Here is a 16,698-nt window from a genome sequence, read left to right on the forward strand (position 1 = left end):
GATGAATACATTGATTGCACAAATTGAAAAAGCTAAACCTTTTTTTGAGAAAGTATCTCGTAATATCTATCTACGCGCAATACGTGATGGCTTTATCTCAGCAATGCCTGTTGTCCTCTTCTCAAGCATTTTCTTATTGATTGCATATGTTCCTAATATCTTTGGTTTTTCATGGAGTCCATCGACCGAAGCTTTGATTATGAAGCCATACGGATATACAATGGGAATTTTAGGAGTTTTGGTTGCTGGTACAACAGCAAAATCTTTAACAGATTCCTTTAACAGAAAGCTGGAAAATACAAATCAAATTAACTTTCTTTCTACTATGCTGGCTTCCATATCTGGTTTCTTACTCCTTGCTGCGGATGCAGTTGAGGGTGGCGGATTTGCGAACGGATTCTTAGGCACAAAAGGACTATTAACAGCTTTTCTTGCAGCATTCATTACTGTAAATATCTATAATATAACTGTAAAAAATAATGTCACAATCCGGATGCCGGAAGAAGTGCCACCAAACATTTCACAAGTATTTAAAGATATTATTCCGTTTACCTTAGTGATCGTCGTTCTTTATGGTTTGGATATAGTGACTAGAAATATTATGGGCACGAATGTAGCGCAGTCTATCATTAAATTATTCGAGCCCCTGTTTACAGCAGCTGATGGTTACTTGGGCATCACAATCATATTTGGTGCCTATGCACTATTCTGGTTCGTTGGTATACATGGACCATCTATCGTTGAACCCGCTATTGCAGCGATTACTTATGCGAATATTGAAACAAATTTCCAACTTTTACAGGCTGGACAGCATGCAGATAAGATTCTGACATCCGGAACACAGATGTTTATCGTTACAATGGGTGGTACGGGTGCAACGTTAGTTGTTCCATTCATGTTCATGTGGTTATCAAAATCAAAACGGAATAAGGCGATCGGCAGAGCGTCAGTTGTACCAACTTTCTTTGGGGTTAATGAGCCAATTTTATTTGGAGCACCTATCGTTTTAAATCCAGTATTCTTTGTTCCATTTATTTTTGCACCAATTGCTAACGTATGGATTTTCAAATTCTTCGTTGATGTTATTGGAATGAACAGCTTTAGTGTGAATTTGCCTTGGACAACGCCAGGTCCTTTGGGAATTGTTATAGGAACAGGATTTGGGTTGATGTCATTTGTTCTCGCTCTTACATTGATTGTAGTGGACGTAGTGATTTACTACCCGTTCTTTAAGGTCTATGATGCACAAATTCTTGAAGAAGAAAAAGCAGGTGTATCCTCTATTGATAGTTTGAAAGAAAAAGTTGAAGGTAGCTTTGATACTAAAAAAGCCAAAGCGGTCCTTGCAAATTCTGATACGAAAGTTTTTGAGAATAAATCAACGGAATCTAAAAATGTTCTTGTCCTTTGTGCTGGTGGGGGAACAAGTGGACTTCTGGCTAATGCTTTAAATAAAGCTGCGACTGAATATGGGGCGAATATAAAAGCAGCGGCAGGCAGCTATGGGGCTCACATGGATATCATGAAAGACTATGATTTAGTCATCCTAGCACCTCAAGTGGCTTCGAATTACGAAGATATTAAACAAGATACTGACAGGTTGGGCGTTAAACTTGCTAAAACGCAAGGAGGTCAATATATTAAATTGACCCGTGATGGCCAAGGAGCTCTTGCATTTGTTCAGGAACAATTTGAAGACTAGACAGGAGATTATAATATGAAAAAGTTGCCAAAAGATTTTATTTTCGGGGGCGCAACAGCAGCCTATCAAGCTGAAGGGGCGACACAAACAGATGGAAAAGGCCGTGTAGCATGGGATACTTATCTTGAAGAAAACTATTGGTATACAGCAGAGCCAGCCAGTGATTTTTATCATCGTTATCCTGTGGACCTGGAACTTAGTGAAAAATTCGGTGTAAACGGCATTCGAATTTCCATTGCATGGTCACGTATTTTTCCGACTGGTTTTGGTGAAGTAAATCCTAAAGGTGTTGAATACTATCATAATCTCTTTTCAGAATGCCATAAACGTCATGTAGAACCTTTTGTCACGCTGCATCATTTTGATACTCCTGAAGTGTTGCATTCAGATGGAGACTTCTTAAATCGTAAAAACATTGACTATTTTGTTGATTACGCTGCGTACTGTTTTAAAGAATTTTCAGAAGTTAACTATTGGACTACGTTCAATGAAATAGGCCCGATAGGTGATGGTCAGTACTTAGTGGGTAAATTCCCTCCAGGGATCAAGTATGATTTTGAAAAATTATTCCAATCCCATCACAACATGATGCTTGCGCATGCAAGAGCTGTTAAGTTTTATAAGGATAATGGATATTCAGGAGAAATTGGTGTCGTTCATGCGCTCCCAACAAAGTACCCTTATGATCCATCCAATCCGGGTGATGTTCGAGCAGCAGAATTGGAAGACATCATTCACAACAAATTCATTCTGGATGCCACTTACTTGGGTAGGTACTCTCAAAAAACGATGGAGGGTGTCAATCATATTCTCTCCGTAAATGGTGGCAAGTTGGATCTTCGTGAAGAGGATTTTGAAATGCTTGAGGCAGCGAAGGATTTAAACGATTTTCTGGGCATCAATTATTACATGAGCGATTGGATGCGTGCCTTTGATGGTGAATCAGAAATTACGCATAATTCAACCGGGGCTAAAGGCGGATCCAAATATCAGCTGAAAGGTGTCGGAAGAAGAGAGTTTGACGTAGATGTTCCACGAACGGATTGGGATTGGATGATCTATCCACAAGGCTTATATGATCAAATGATGCGGGTCAAAAATGATTATCCTAATTATAAAAAAATCTATATTACTGAAAATGGCTTAGGCTATAAAGATGAATTTGTAGATGGTACAGTCCAGGATGATGCACGTATCGATTATGTCAAAAAGCATTTAGAGATCATTTCAGATGCCATAACAGCAGGTGTGAACGTGAAAGGTTATTTCATCTGGTCATTGATGGATGTTTTCTCATGGTCAAATGGCTATGAGAAACGCTACGGATTATTCTACGTGGATTTTGAAACACAGGAACGTTATCCGAAGAAAAGTGCTTACTGGTATAAGAAGTTGGCAGAAACTCAGATAATCGAATAGCACGTTTATTCTTACAGAGTAGGAAAGAAAAAAATAATACAACTACACAAAACAGCATCGGGAAATTTTCCCCGATGCTTTTTTTCGGGGAATTGAGAGCCAGCTCCGGTGAAGGGACTGCTCATCGGTGGAACCGATCCACAAATAGGGGCCAACGCCGGCGAAGCACCCTTCGCCGGAGCAGGACAGCGAAACCCAGCAGTCAACTACGGCGAAGCCGTCGTTCACCGGAGCACAGCTCCCGTTGATACGGTAACCTTGGCAACACCGTACTTTACAAAAAGAGAACGCACCATCGGCCGGGCCGAGGGTGCGTTCTCTTTAATTTTTATGCTTGTTCTGCGAAAAGGCGCTGGGTGAAGCCGTGGAAGTCCGTGATGACACCGTCCTTGCAGAGGTTTTCCTTTTGGAAGGTTTCCCGGTTCTTGAAGAACGGGTCGATTGCGATGATCATACCGATGTTCGCGCTGTTGGCCGCGCGGAGCCCGGAATAGGCGTCCTCAATGACCAGACATTCTTCGGGGGGTACCCCGAGTTTTCTGGCGGCATGCAGGAAGATGTCCGGCTCCGGTTTGCCGGGGAAGGAACCATCATCGAAGACGACTTTGTCCGGATCGAACCAACGATCAAGCGCAAAGGTGTCGAAATAGAAGTCGACATTTTCTTTGATGGTCGCGGTGGCGATCGTCAGCGGCAACTTGCGCTCCTTCAGATCGTCCAGCACTTCGGTCAAGCCGTCCGTCAATACGAGTTGCTCCGGTTTGTTCAGGCAGAGTCTGCGGTAATGCTCTTCCTTCTCCAAAGAAAGTTTCTGCACTTCTTCGTCCGTCAAGTCAGGGGATACAAAATGACGCAGGATTTTGTCGTTCGTGCGGCCGTGTACGTTTGTCAGAATCTCTGTTTCTGTGAGCCCGTTGCCTGGACTGTACTTTTGGATCATGTCGATCCAGGCCTGTTCGTGCAGATGAGAATCCTGGAACATTGTGCCGTTGAAGTCAAAAATGATGCCGTTCAGTTTCATAAGTTAGCTCCTTCTTCTGTTTGGGCTTGGGTCAGGGTGACGTATTGCGAGTAATGCGTGACCAGATCTGCGCTGATATGGTCATCCGTGATCAAGTGATCGATGTCGTGCAGGTTGTAGAAATTGTAGAAGTCGTCTCGGTTGAATTTCTTGTTGTCCGCCAGCAAGTATTTTGTGCGGGAGTTGTTCAGGGCGATATTCTGGGTTTCTCCTTCCGCCATGCTATAGGTGGAGATCGCTTCATTGTGGATGCCGTTGGCGCTGATGAAGCATTTGGAGAACTTCAACTTTTTCAGGTTGTCGTTCGCGATCGGGCCGAAGAAAGCACCTGTGTTTTTCCGGTAATCGCCGCCGATCATAATGATATCCGCGGTGTCGTATTGGCGCAGATTTTCGAAAACCGGATAGCTGTTTGTGATGATGCGGATTTTTTTGCCGCCGAGATAGCTCGCCAGTATTTCGATCGTCGTGCCCGGCCCGAGGAAAATGGTGTCGCCATCCTCAACGTAGCTTGCCGCCAATTTGGCAATCGCTTTCTTTTCTTCTTTTTGGACTTCTTGTTTTTCCGTATGTGAGAGTTCCTGGTCCAATGCGTAGCTGATGCTTTGGGCTCCGCCGTGGATGCGCAGGATTTTTCCGGCCTTATCGAGTTCGTCCAGATCCCTGCGCACGGTCATGTCGGAAACGTTCAGTTGCTTGACGATATCGGCTACGGTGATGATGCCTTCCTGGTTGACGATTTCAGTGAGTATCAGCAGGCGTTCTTTTTTTAACATTTTCATTCACCTCTTTATGTTAACCATAATTTAGCACAATTTCACGATCTGGTCAACAGAGAACGAACAAAAATAAACAAAAACGCGACAATATGATGGGTTTTCGAACAAAAATGTGTTTTTTAATGTCGTGGCGGTGAAATCAATTGCTTATTAATCGTTTGGATACGTTTTCCATAGAGGATGAAAGAAACACAAACAATCATTAATGAACATGGGTGGGGGATTCGGTGAAGATGGTCCAGTTCCGGCGAAGCCGCGACTCGCCGGAGGTAAACGTTCGTATAATCAGTCAGCTCAGGCGAAACCACGGATTAGTGAGGCGGCAGCGCCTTAATTGTGAAAACGCTTGTAACGGAAAAGTAATGATGCGTTAATGACGCAGAGTGATATAATGAAACTATCTAATTTAAATACATTTTAAGAAATCCGTCGACAGATATGGAGGAGGGATACTATGAAGATTGTTCAAAAAAAATACCTACGAACTTATATCGCTTTATCAAGCGTGGCTGCAAGCTTGCTTGTCGGCAACAAGGCTGTTTTTGCCGCAGAAGGGGAGAGCACCGCTGCAGACTCGGCGCTGATTGAAGCAACAGATCCGCTGCCAGCGACCGAATTACCAACGGAAGAGGAAACAGAAGCTGTGGCGGAAACAGTTTCAACGGTGCCTGTCGAAACCATTCTGGATGCTGGCGGTTACGGTGCGGATCAACTGACCGGCATGACGCAACCGAACGCGTACGTAGTTGTTTGTGCAGAAGAGAGCAAAGTCGGCGAGCAGACCGCCGATGAAGTCGGACGTTTTGCTGTTCCTTTGGGGGCGCTTCCGGATGGCACCGCTACTTTGCAGGTGAAAGTCTATAAGGATGCTACCCGAGCATTCCTGTTGAGCGAGACGGATTGGCTATTACCGGTGCAGGAAGCTGCAGAAGTGATGCCTGGTGTGGAGGCAGAAAATCCGCAAGAAATTCCTGCCGAACCGTCTTCACCGGTCGGAGAGGAAACGCAGCCGGAATTGACAACCGAACAAAGCAGTGCTGAACCGACAGCAGAGATTGACCTGGAATACACGGATACCGAAAAAAACGAGGAAACGGTTCAGGCGCCTCTGCTGATTGAAACAACTGTCGCTTCAACCGCTCCGGTCGTGGAGGAAGCGAAAGGGACTTGGTATTATTATGTCCAGTCCGGTGACACGCTGCAAAAAATAGCCACGCACTACAACACAGACGTAACCAGTCTGATACGGTGGAACCGTTTGACGAGTACACTCATCAACATCGGCCAGCTGCTGAGCGTCAACGGTATGAATGCCTATGCCGAGATCGACAAGGAAACGCGGACATTCGCCACAACAGCGGAATTCGTGAACTATCTCGGGCAGTACGCCACCGAAATCGGCAACGACTACAATCTCTACGCTTCGGTCATGGTCGCCCAAGCTTCGCTGGAGACCGCTTATGGTACCAGCAAGCTCAGCACCGTCGGCAACAATCTCTTCGGAATCAAAGGTTCATACGCCGGCAATTCGATTGTGATGCGCACATGGGAGGAAGAAAGCGACGGGTCGATCATCTGGATCGATGCCTTTTTCAGATTGTACCCTTCCTATTACGAATCAATGATCGACTATGCGGAAAAACTGCGCAACGGCGTCAGTTGGGATCCGAGCTACTACAAAGGCACCTGGAAGGAAAATACTACTAGTTATCAAGATGCTACGTTTTATTTGACGGGCCGTTATGCGACGGATTCTTCCTATTACATCAAGCTGAATGCCATCATCAGCGCTTATGATCTGACCAAATTCGACGGACCGAAGACGGTGGCGGTGAATTACAACGCAGTCGTAGCGAGCACGAATTATTCGATCGACAGCCTGCCTTGGGGTACGATCGGATATAAATATTTGGAGCCAAGTTCCAACTATTACGGCAAGGAAGTCACGGTCACGAAGCAGACGGTTGACGGACAGTACGCGCTTATTTCCTACGGCGGGAAGGAAGTCGGCTGGATCGATAGGGATGCGCTGAAGACCTTATCCACCGTCCCGGCCAGTTATACGTTACCGATCATGAACAGCGGGTACTCGATCGATTCGTTGCCGTGGGGCGAGCCGGGCTTTGTTCATGTCGGCGATACGGCGGCGTACTATGGGAAAATGGCGACGGTCATCCGGGAAACGGCGAACGGAATCTATGCCGAAATTTCGGTAGACGGAATCAAATTGGGCTGGGTCGATAAGCGGACCTTTAACGCGGCATTTCCGAGCTACAACGCGGTCATCCGAAAGGGTAGCTACTCGATCGACAGTCTGCCGTGGGGGAGTGCCGGCTACCGGACGCTTGACTGGAGCAGCTCTTATGTCGGCAAAATCGTCACTGTGATCGGCAAATCTGCGGACGGCGCCTATCTTTGTTTGGCTTACAATGGTTTGCCGCTGGGGTGGGTCGACTACCGCGCCTTCGAGAGCTTCGATGCGACCGTTGTTCATTATACAGCTGTCGTTTCCGGCACGAATTATTCGATCGACAGCCAACCTTGGGGCGAAGCGGGATACGTGTATCTGGATTCATCCGCGAATTATTACGGGAAAGAAGTCGTGGTGACGCGCAAAACGTCGAATGGGGCTTACGCGTACATTTCGCTTGACGGAAAGCCATTGGGATGGATCGACAGCAGGGGCCTGCAGAACTTTTCGAATGTTGCCATCAATTATAATCTCCCAATCATGAACGGGATTTATTCAATCGATAGCTTGCCGTGGGGTGAGCCGGGCTATACCAAGATTGCCGATGCAGCGGCTTATTTCGGGAAATTAGCCACTGTGCTGCGGGAAAGCACGAACGGTGCCTACGCGGAAATCGCCATCGACGGCCAACGGATCGGCTGGATCGACAAACGGGCTTTCAGCAATGCGCGCCAGGTTTCCTATTATGCCGGCGTTTCCGGCCAGAACTATTCCATCGACAGTTTGCCTTGGGGTACTGCCGGATACCAGTATCTAAATAGCACGAACAATTATTTGGGCAGCCTCGTGAAGGTTGTTGCGGAATCCATTGATGGGAATTACAAGTTGATCCAGTTGGATGGCCAGAACTTAGGCTGGGTCGATTACCGCGCGTTGGCGGTTTTGAATACGAAAGCGGTGAATTACGCCGCCACAATCCGCTCGGTCGGCTATTCGATCGATAGTTTACCATGGGGTACATCGGGATTCACGATGCTCGGCCTGACCAGTTCCTACTTGAATATCACTGTTCAGGTCATCCAGGAATCGGTGGACGGCCATTACGCGCTAGTGATGCTGAACGGGAAAACTTTAGGCTGGGTCGACAAGCGGTGTTTCTGATCCTGTAATGCAAAAAAACTCCGGTAGGCGGGCGCTTGCCGGAGTTTTTTTGCATATTTTTGTGACAGAGCGCCAGCTCCGGTAAGGGGCCGCTAACCGGAGGAAACACTACAAAATAGTCGCCAACTCCGGCGAAGAACCCCTCGCCGGAGGAGCGGAACGTATCAGCAATCAACTCCGGCGAAGCCGTTGCTCACCGGAGCACAGCTCCCGCTGAACGACTATCCGATCAGTGGTGCAACATCTCTTCGACGATTTCGTCCCCATCCATCCCAGCCGGATAGAATGTCGGCCAGTTGTCCATCTCTTCAAGGAGCGCTGTGTGGCTATCGTCTCCCAGATAAATGTGGAAGTGCGCGGATGCGGTCGGTTCGATGATGTGATCGCTGAACTGGACGTACTTCGGTGCAGCTTCGGCATCATCCGTCCGTTCAAACAGGTAGCGGACGCCTTTTTTGCCGGATTCGTAGGTCAGGATCTGATAGCCGCTGTACGCGTAAGTGCCGGTGCGTGCGGTATCGCCTTCGTAGAACGTGATCGAATCGGCGGTGATCGTCAGGCCGGTAAAGGCCGATTCGTAGCCGATGGTGTAGTATTCTTTGTATTCTTCGGCGGTCTTTTCGCCGGTGTCTTCCGCTTTATCCGTGAAGACGCTATCGAGTGTGCCATCAAGCAGGTAAGGGTAGACGGATTGCCATTCGCCTTCCCAATCGCTCAATGGGCGGTCGGCAACTTGGCTGTCCTCAAAGATACCGTTGGCGGCATCGATGGTCGCTTGGTCCTGCAGGTTGACGGGCTCGATCGTGATCTCTGCGGCAGTGGTACTGGATTCTGTGGTCTCCTCGGTTTCCGGATCGGGCTGGCAAGCCGCCAAACTCAGCACGAGCAGACTGCCGATCATCCAGCGGGTTGTTCTATGTTTTTTATTCATGTGGTCCTCCTGAAAAATAAATGATTTATAAATCGAAATGATTACGTTTTGTATTATTGCATAGTTGTGCGAAGGCTGTCAACAATAAATAAAATGATTTTGTCTGCCAAAAGTCAGGATTATGATTGAAAAAGCACAAAAAAAGACGCGCACCAGCTGGTTGCTGATGCACGTCCGAAAGATTAGATTAAAGTGATTTTGCCAGTTCTGTAACTTTAGCAAGGCCTTCTTCGATGATTGCTGCTGCTTGATCAGGAACAGCTGCGTGTCCTTCGATGATGACTTCGCCGATGATTTCCATTCCGAATACGCCGCCGAATACGTTGCGCATGTAGTTGATGCCCATATCCATTGGGGCCATTTCAGGAGCGGAGTAGTAGCCTCCACGAGCGTTCAATAGGATAACTTTCTTTTCAGGCATCAAAGCAACCATTGTGCCTGTTTCATCATATTTGAAAGCAAAGCCAGCTGCAAAGATGTAGTCGATGAATGTTTGCAATTTAGCTGGGATCGTCAAGTTCCACAATGGGAAGGCGAATACGATCACGTCAGCAGCAGTCACTGCATCCATTGCTTTTTGTTTTGCTGCCAAAAGGCGTGTTTCGATGTCAGTCAATTCTTCGCCGACTGCCATTTTGCCGTAAGCGCCGAAAAGATCTTGGCCTAAGTATGGCATGTCTTCTGAAAAGACGTTATAAGTTGTGATGTTCAATTTTTCATTTTCTTTGGCTGCAGCCAAAAAAGTTTCATACATTTTTGAAGAAATTGCTTCCTCTGCTGGTCTGTTGTTTCCTTTTACTACTAAAACGTTCATGTGTGTTCCTCCACTTATGGTATATTTGATGCGAGTTTCATTTCACTTACCGCATGTAAGTATAGTATAACATCTCGACTTCGAAATAAATAGTGGATATGCTCAAAAAAATAAACAATTTGAATTTTCGTAACATTTGCACTAACATAGGAAGGAATATTTCGATAGTTTTGTTGATAATGGGAGTGAATGATATGCAAAAATCCGGCCAAAGCCAACGGATTGAAATCTTTGACGGTATGCGGGGATTAGCCTCGGTCATTGTCATGATTTTCCACATGGCGGTCTGGACAGTTTATGGTTACAGTGCCAATGAATATAAAGTTTTTGCCAACTCATTTTGGCGGGTGGCGACACAGACACCCTTGAAACTGATCTGGGGCGGCAATGAGGCGGTGCTGGTCTTCTACATCATCGGTGGTTTCGTGCTGGCGCGGCCTTACCTGAGTGGGCGCAAGCTGGATTTCAAGCCTTTCATCATCAAACGCTGGATCCGCTTGATGCTCCCTTATGTGCTGATCATCACGGTAACGGTCATGCTGATTGCCCTATTCGGAGCTTGGAAACATGACACGATCGACTTGAGTGGTTCGTTCAATGTGAAATGGAAAAGAGTGCCTAACGCGCTGGAAATGCTGCTGTACTTTGTCGGTTATGACTACAATCTGAACATCCTCAGCGGCGCTTTCTGGAGCATGGTCCAGGAATGGCGCCTGTCCTTCATTCTGCCTTTTATCGCGGTGGCATTGCATCGCTACGCGACGGGGAAAGTGTTAGGCGGCTATGCCGTCATGCAATTCGCGATCGAGAAGCTGACGGATTGGGGGATGCGCAGCGACACAGCTTGGTTGGCGCAGCTGTCTGAGTCGCTCAACCGGACGAATTATTATGCAATCTTTTTTGTTATGGGAGCTGTTTTGGCGAAGCATATGCCGGCGATCCGGACATTTGTGCAGGAGCACCGTCTTTTCCGGATCCTGTCGGCCTGGGCGATTCCGTTCTTGATTCCTAGCCAGTGGATCCTGGCGGCGCTCGGATTTTCGTTCTGGGTGCGGCATGCGCTGTTGCTGACTGGTTTGGGCATCATTTTGTTCCTGTTGTTGTGCTTGGAATCGCCGCGTTTGACGGCCTTCTTCAAATCGAAACCGCTGCTGCTCTTGGGAAAGCTGTCCTTCAGCCTGTACCTGACGCACACGACGTCGATCGTCCTCTTTGTGACGTTACTCGGCCAGATCATCCCGCCGGAAATCGTGCTGTTGCTGTCGCCGCTGTTCGCTTTGCCTGTGGCCTACTTATGGCAGAAGTATGTCGAAACATGGTGCCTCGATTTGCTGAATCATTTCAAGAAATAGACGGTCAACCTGCGCTAAGTATGATACGATAAAGGAAAGCTCAGAATTCTGAAAGAACATGCAGGGGTGGACACATGTCAAAAGATATCATTTCCATCGTCGTTCCTTGCCACAACGAGGAAGAGATGGTGCCTATTTTCCATAAAGAAATAACAGCGGTCAGCGAACAGTTGCCGGATGCCGTATTCGAAATGATTTTCGTGAACGACGGCTCGAAAGATGCCACGCTGGCTGAATTGAAGCGAGTTGCTTCTTTGGATGAGCGCGTGCACTACCTTTCCTTTTCGCGCAACTTCGGCAAAGAAGCGGCGATGGTTGCGGGGCTGCGCCACGCGACCGGTAATTACGTTGCCGTGATGGATGCCGATCTCCAGGACCCGCCGGCTATGCTGGTGGAGATGGTTGCCCTGATCCGCACAGGCGAATATGATTGCATCGGGACGAAACGCCTTGACCGCAAAGGCGAACCGCCGATCCGATCCTTTTTCGCGAGGCAGTTCTACCATTTGATCAACCGAATCTCCGATACCGAAATCGTCGACGGCGCCCGGGATTTCCGGCTGATGACCCGCCAGATGGTCGACGCCGTCCTCGAGATGACCGAATACAACCGGTTTTCGAAAGGGATTTTCAGCTGGGTCGGCTTCGAGACGAAGTACCTGTCCTATGAAAATCAGGAGCGGATCGCCGGCAAGACGACCTGGTCATTCTGGAGCCTGTTTAAATATTCGCTGGACGGGATTGTGGCCTTTTCCGAGGCACCGTTGGCGATCGCGGCTTTTACCGGGTTCCTCTCGTTCGCCGTTGCGATTTTGGCGGCCTTGATCCTGACCGTGCGGACACTGGTTTTCGGCAACGCAACATCCGGCTGGACCTCGCTCATCGTCATCATTTTGGGGATGGGCGGCTTGCAGCTGCTTTGCCTGGGAATCCTCGGTAAATACCTGGGGAAAACCTTCATGGAGACGAAACGGCGTCCGCTCTACATCCTGAAGGAGAAGGATGTGAATGTGCCGACTGATCGCAGGGAGGGGCAGGACAATGACTAAATTGTTGGGCCAAGTGGCAAAATTCGGAATCGTCGGTGTGGTGTCGACGGTGCTGGATTTTCTGATTCTTTATATTTTGGCCGATTTCATCGGCCTGCATTATTTGACGGCAGCCGCGCTGGCGTTTGTCGCGGCGACTTTATTCAATTACGCGGCGAGCATGCGCTACGTGTTCACGAGCCGCTTCGGCGAAGCCGAGAAGCGCCAGGAATTGCTGCTGTTCGTCACTTTAAGTGTCATCGGTTTGGGATTGAACCAAGTGCTGATGTGGCTGTTCGTTGATCAAGTGGCGTTGCATTACTTGGTGGCCAAGATCGCCGCGACTGTGTTCGTGATGGCCTGGAATTTCATTTCGCGGAAGATTTGGCTGGAGGATAAGAACGCAGGATAAAGAAAACCGTGGTTTTGGCCCGGAACTCCGGTGACAGCATGCTTGCCCGGAGCTGGGGCTAAAATCAGATACTCTTCTCCGGTGAGCCGCTTTTCGTCGGAGCTGGGGGCTGAATCGCTTCCGCTCCTCCGGCGAAGGACTCCTTCGCCGGAGGAGCCACTTAGTTTTTCCAACAGGCATCAAGTATATATGAAAAAACGAATGCGGCTGCCTCCTTTTCGGAATAGCCGCATTCGTTTTTCTGTAACAGTAAGCAAAAATCAGTAACTGGTCCAGCCGCCGTCCGCGGTCACGACGGATCCGTTGACGAAACTGGAGTCGTCGGAAGCCAGAAAGAGCGCGACGGAAGCGATCTGGTCGGGCATTCCGAAAGCTGGATTGATCGCCATGCCGACGCCGGTCGTTTCCTGGCCGAAGGTGCTGACGGTACCCATCGATTGGGCGATATTGGTAGCGACAGCTCCAGGGGCGATCGCGTTGCAGCGGATGCCTTTTTTCGCGTACATGAAAGCCGTGTTTTTCGTCAGGCCGATGACAGCATGTTTGGAAGCGACATAGGCGACACCGGCCCGTCCGCCTTGCAGACCGCCGATCGAAGCGATGTTGATGATGTTGCCGCTGCCCTGTTCCAGAAAATATTGGATGGCTTTGCGGCTGGCATACATCGATCCGTTGACGTTCACGGCGAAGATCCGGTCCCAGCGCTCGTTCGAGACTTCCCAGACCGGTTCGAAACCATCCATGATGCCGGCATTGTTGACGAGGATATCCACTTTTCCGAAGAGGGCGATGGCGGTGTCGATCATGGCGTCGGCATCGGCTTCGATGGAGATGTCGGTTTTTATGGCAGCGGCAGCGTCCAGGGTTTCGGCATTGATTTCGTTTGTGACTTTCAGGGCACCTTCGTAATTGTAATCAGCAATAACCACTTTTGCGCCTTCTTTTGCGAATTTGCGGCAGATTGCTTCACCCATGCCCGAAGCGCCTCCGGTCACAACAACAACTGTGTTCATCAGTCTCATGTTGATTTCCTCCTTATGCTTTGCTGATTCAATCATATCACGATAGCGCTTACGTGTATCCGATAATGATCACCGCAAAAGAAAAAATACAAAAAGCGATGGCTTATTTTCACATTTCGGATAAAATAGAGTGATAATAACGTGGGGAAAGGATGTGGAATGCGGAAGATGGCAAATTATCCATTCGACAAGGAGCGCAGCCTTCTGAAGACGGACGAATCGACCAGAATAACGATGCTGCTGCTGAATGTGTTTTTGATCGTGACCGGTGTATCTTTGGCGATCAGCTTCTACATCCTCGCCAATCTGGAAATCAATGAGGAACCGGTCGTTTCCGACATCATCATCGTCCCGGAAGGCGCGCCGGAGCGGGGGATCAAGGCCTCCGAACTGTTGGATGAAGGGTACTCCGAGTCCGGCAAGATCATCGTCTCGCCGCTGCTGGTGGAAGCCGAGCTGCTGCATCTGCAGCCTTACGGGGAACTGGGCATGATGGATGAAGACATTCTTGCGGATTACCAGGCGACCAGCACCTGGACCAATGCCGTCTACAGCATCGCGTTGATGGAAGAGAACGGCTACGACTCCGCAATCGTCGTTTCGAGCGATTATCACATGAACCGGGTCAAATTCAGCTTCGAGAAGGCAGCGGAAGGGAAGGACTTGACGTTCATTTATGTGTCAGCCGGCGGTCCGTACGGCTTGCCGTGGATCGAGACGCAGCTCGGCAGAAGACTGGCGCAATATGAGATCTTCAAAACAGTCGGTTATTGGTTGGGATTATATCATTTCATCGATATAGGGGAAGGCGGCTCTTGAATTGGGAGCGCGCCTTTTTTAATTTCATGGGGAATTTTCTTCATGCAAACATCCACAAATCCCCTACAAATCCGCACAGATGTATGCGCTTGCGAAAATATTCTTCGCTTTTGCATTCTTGACGGTTATTCTTAGAAGAAACGCTGCTAGGGTGCTATACTTTTGGGTATAGGAGGTGCTGAGATGCTCGTGGAAATTGTGATGGAGAACTTTTTTTCCTTTAAGGATGAGGCTACTTTTTCGATGGTCGCCAGCCCGATCGCTGAACACCCGGAAGCTGTTTATGGCAAGGACAATATCGCCGTGACAAAATTGGCTACGATCTACGGGGCGAACGCCAGCGGGAAAAGCAATCTGCTGAAGGCCATGAAGATGATCCAAGAAGGTGTACTGCTGCAGAATTACACGTCCACGGAATGGCTGGAACACATTGAACCGTTCCATCTGGATGCGCGGACCGAGAAAAAGGATACGATGTTGGAAGTCAGCTTCCTTTTGGCCGGGAGGCTTTATCGCTATGGTTTTTTTGTCAATCGCAAACGGGTGACCGAGGAATTCCTTTATCTGGAAGGCGATGCGCAGAAGGATCTGTTTTTCCGGAATGCGACCGGACAGATCGTCGTTGGGGAATGGGCCGATCTGTTCCGAAAAATCACTTTGGAGGATACGCGTTTGGCCTTGTCTTCCTTGCTTTCCGCACCTGAATCAGCCGAATATCCGGAGCTGAAACTGTTTCTCGAGTGGTTCACGGAGATGCGCATCATCCTGGATACGTCGAAAATCGGGCTGACTATTTCGATGGCGAAGATGCATCTGTCCAAATACAAACATAACCTCTTGGCCTTGATCCGCGTTGCCGATCCGTCCATCCAGGACATCGTTATCCATGAACTCGGCAACCCGCGCAACGGCCGATCGGAACTGGCATTTTTCGTCGTCAAGACCCGGCGCAATGAAGCAGGTGAAGCAGAGCCCCATTGTGAAAATTTTCGTTTCCAGGATACCGAATCTGCAGGCACCGTCAAATTGTTGGCATTGGCCGGTCCGATCATTGAGGCGCTCGAAAAGGGTGGCCTGTTGATGGTCGACGAGATGGACACGCAATTCCACACCTTGATGACGCGCTATGTGCTGGAACTTTTTTCCGGGCCTGTCAACGATAAAGGCGCGCAGATGATCTATTCGACGCACGACATCACGAATCTGTCCAGCAGCCTTTTCCGGCGGGACCAGGTCTGGTTCGTGGAAAAGGACAGCTACAGCGCCAGCCACCTGACTTCCTTGGTGGAATATCGTTTTGATGACGAGGAAAGGAAGAACAGTTTTGAATTTTACCGCAACTACCTGAACGGCAAATACGGGGCGATCCCGTTCCCGCGGCCGTTGGATTGGTGGGTCGACAATGGAAAATAGAAGAAGGGAACACAAGAAAAAATTCGAACGGCCGGTCGGAACGAAACGGCCGGAAAAAACTTTCCTGATCCTTTGCGAAGGCACCAAGACCGAGCCGAACTACTTCCGCAGTTTTCACGTCATTTCGGCGCAGGTCGAAATCGTCGGGACGGCGATGAATACGATGTCCTTGGTCAACTATGCGCGCGAAGTCGTCGATACCCGGCCGGATGAATACGATGAAATTTGGCTGGTGTTCGACAAGGATTCCTTCGATCGCGACATCTTCAATGAAGCCGTCTTTTTCTGCGAAACGCATTACCGTCAAGGTTTCCGCGCCGCCTACAGCAACGAAGCTTTCGAAATCTGGTATCTGCTGCATTTCGAGCTGATCAAAAAATCGATCTCGCGCTTCCATTACCCCGACATGCTGTCGAAACGGCTGGGCTTTTTCTACAAAAAAAATCATCCGCACATGTATAACGTACTATTATCAAGGCAGCCGGCCGCCATCCAGAACGCCAAGAAACTCTACAGTCAGCGCTCACCGTCGCCAGCGCGGGACAACCCGTCCACGACCGTCTTCATGCTGGTCGAGGAACTGAACAAACATCTGCGAAAATAATTTAAAAAATTTTAAAAATAAAAAAAGCTG

15 protein-coding genes are annotated in these 16,698 nt (G+C 48.7%); 10 read left to right on the top strand and 5 right to left on the bottom strand.

What is annotated here, in order from left to right; all coding sequences use genetic code 11:
- Position 1: 1 nt before the first annotated feature.
- The 3 genes from ACKPBX_RS11760 to ACKPBX_RS11770 all read left to right on the top strand — a co-directional run bounded on the left by ACKPBX_RS11760 (position 2) and on the right by ACKPBX_RS11770 (position 3,481).
- The gene (locus ACKPBX_RS11760) at positions 2 to 1,702 is read left to right on the top strand and encodes a lactose-specific PTS transporter subunit EIIC (RefSeq protein WP_319996436.1); all 1,701 of its coding nucleotides are present in this window, start codon (positions 2 to 4) and stop codon (positions 1,700 to 1,702) included.
- A gap of 15 nt (positions 1,703 to 1,717) precedes the next feature.
- Positions 1,718 to 3,121, top strand: coding sequence for a 6-phospho-beta-galactosidase (lacG, locus tag ACKPBX_RS11765; protein ID WP_319995500.1), 1,404 nt, complete (start codon positions 1,718 to 1,720; stop codon positions 3,119 to 3,121).
- A 108-nt stretch (positions 3,122 to 3,229) separates the two neighbouring features.
- Positions 3,230 to 3,481 (top strand): hypothetical protein, encoded by a 252-nt coding sequence (locus ACKPBX_RS11770; protein WP_319995501.1) that lies wholly within the window; start codon positions 3,230 to 3,232, stop codon positions 3,479 to 3,481.
- Here the strand turns inward: ACKPBX_RS11770 and ACKPBX_RS11775 are convergent.
- Together ACKPBX_RS11775 and ACKPBX_RS11780 are read right to left on the bottom strand one after the other, a co-directional pair.
- Positions 3,450 to 4,136, bottom strand: a complete 687-nt coding sequence (locus ACKPBX_RS11775; protein WP_177187559.1) for an HAD family hydrolase — start codon at positions 4,134 to 4,136, stop codon at positions 3,450 to 3,452. The two genes, ACKPBX_RS11770 and ACKPBX_RS11775, sit on opposite strands and share 32 nt — an antisense overlap.
- 2 nt (positions 4,137 to 4,138) lie before the next feature.
- Positions 4,139 to 4,918 carry a DeoR/GlpR family DNA-binding transcription regulator gene (locus tag ACKPBX_RS11780; RefSeq protein ID WP_319995502.1) on the bottom strand — a complete coding sequence of 260 codons (780 nt, stop codon included), beginning with the start codon at positions 4,916 to 4,918 and terminating at the stop codon, positions 4,139 to 4,141.
- Positions 4,919 to 5,375: 457 nt separating this feature from the next.
- Here ACKPBX_RS11780 and ACKPBX_RS11785 point away from each other — a divergent pair, with 457 nt between their 5' ends.
- On the top strand, positions 5,376 to 8,273 hold the full coding sequence (locus ACKPBX_RS11785; protein WP_319995503.1) for a GW dipeptide domain-containing protein: 2,898 nt from the start codon (positions 5,376 to 5,378) through the stop codon (positions 8,271 to 8,273).
- 229 nt (positions 8,274 to 8,502) lie between these two features.
- Here ACKPBX_RS11785 and ACKPBX_RS11790 read toward each other — a convergent pair whose 3' ends face one another.
- Positions 8,503 to 9,204 carry a metal-binding protein ZinT gene (locus ACKPBX_RS11790; RefSeq protein ID WP_319995504.1) on the bottom strand — a complete coding sequence of 234 codons (702 nt, stop codon included), beginning with the start codon at positions 9,202 to 9,204 and terminating at the stop codon, positions 8,503 to 8,505.
- Positions 9,205 to 9,391: 187 nt separating this feature from the next.
- Entirely contained in the window at positions 9,392 to 10,018 is a 627-nt protein-coding gene (locus tag ACKPBX_RS11795) for an FMN-dependent NADH-azoreductase (RefSeq protein WP_319995505.1), read from the bottom strand.
- 194 nt (positions 10,019 to 10,212) lie between these two features.
- On the opposite strand from ACKPBX_RS11795, the gene ACKPBX_RS11800 reads away from it, so the two are divergent.
- The 3 genes from ACKPBX_RS11800 to ACKPBX_RS11810 all read left to right on the top strand — a co-directional run bounded on the left by ACKPBX_RS11800 (position 10,213) and on the right by ACKPBX_RS11810 (position 12,810).
- On the top strand, positions 10,213 to 11,370 hold the full coding sequence (locus tag ACKPBX_RS11800; protein WP_319995506.1) for an acyltransferase family protein: 1,158 nt from the start codon (positions 10,213 to 10,215) through the stop codon (positions 11,368 to 11,370).
- A gap of 74 nt (positions 11,371 to 11,444) precedes the next feature.
- Entirely contained in the window at positions 11,445 to 12,419 is a 975-nt protein-coding gene (locus ACKPBX_RS11805; RefSeq protein WP_319995507.1) for a glycosyltransferase family 2 protein, read from the top strand.
- On the top strand, positions 12,412 to 12,810 hold the full coding sequence (locus ACKPBX_RS11810; protein ID WP_177208593.1) for a GtrA family protein: 399 nt from the start codon (positions 12,412 to 12,414) through the stop codon (positions 12,808 to 12,810). The genes ACKPBX_RS11805 and ACKPBX_RS11810 overlap by 8 nt, the downstream gene beginning before the upstream one ends.
- Positions 12,811 to 13,070: 260 nt before the next feature.
- Here ACKPBX_RS11810 and ACKPBX_RS11815 read toward each other — a convergent pair whose 3' ends face one another.
- A complete protein-coding gene (locus ACKPBX_RS11815) occupies positions 13,071 to 13,832 on the bottom strand; it encodes a glucose 1-dehydrogenase (RefSeq protein ID WP_319995508.1) in 762 nt (253 codons plus the stop codon).
- 168 nt (positions 13,833 to 14,000) lie between these two features.
- Between ACKPBX_RS11815 and ACKPBX_RS11820 the strand changes: the two genes are divergently transcribed.
- From ACKPBX_RS11820 to ACKPBX_RS11830, 3 genes are all read left to right on the top strand, one after another.
- A complete protein-coding gene (locus ACKPBX_RS11820) occupies positions 14,001 to 14,651 on the top strand; it encodes a YdcF family protein (RefSeq protein WP_319995509.1) in 651 nt (216 codons plus the stop codon).
- Positions 14,652 to 14,834: 183 nt separating this feature from the next.
- Positions 14,835 to 16,064: an AAA family ATPase gene (locus tag ACKPBX_RS11825; protein WP_319995510.1), complete on the top strand. Its 1,230-nt coding sequence runs from the start codon at positions 14,835 to 14,837 to the stop codon at positions 16,062 to 16,064.
- Positions 16,054 to 16,668, top strand: coding sequence for an RloB family protein (locus ACKPBX_RS11830; RefSeq protein WP_319995511.1), 615 nt, complete (start codon positions 16,054 to 16,056; stop codon positions 16,666 to 16,668). The genes ACKPBX_RS11825 and ACKPBX_RS11830 overlap by 11 nt, the downstream gene beginning before the upstream one ends.
- Positions 16,669 to 16,698 lie beyond the last annotated feature (30 nt).

This window comes from Trichococcus shcherbakoviae (genome assembly GCF_963666195.1).
Taxonomy (GTDB): domain Bacteria; phylum Bacillota; class Bacilli; order Lactobacillales; family Aerococcaceae; genus Trichococcus; species Trichococcus shcherbakoviae.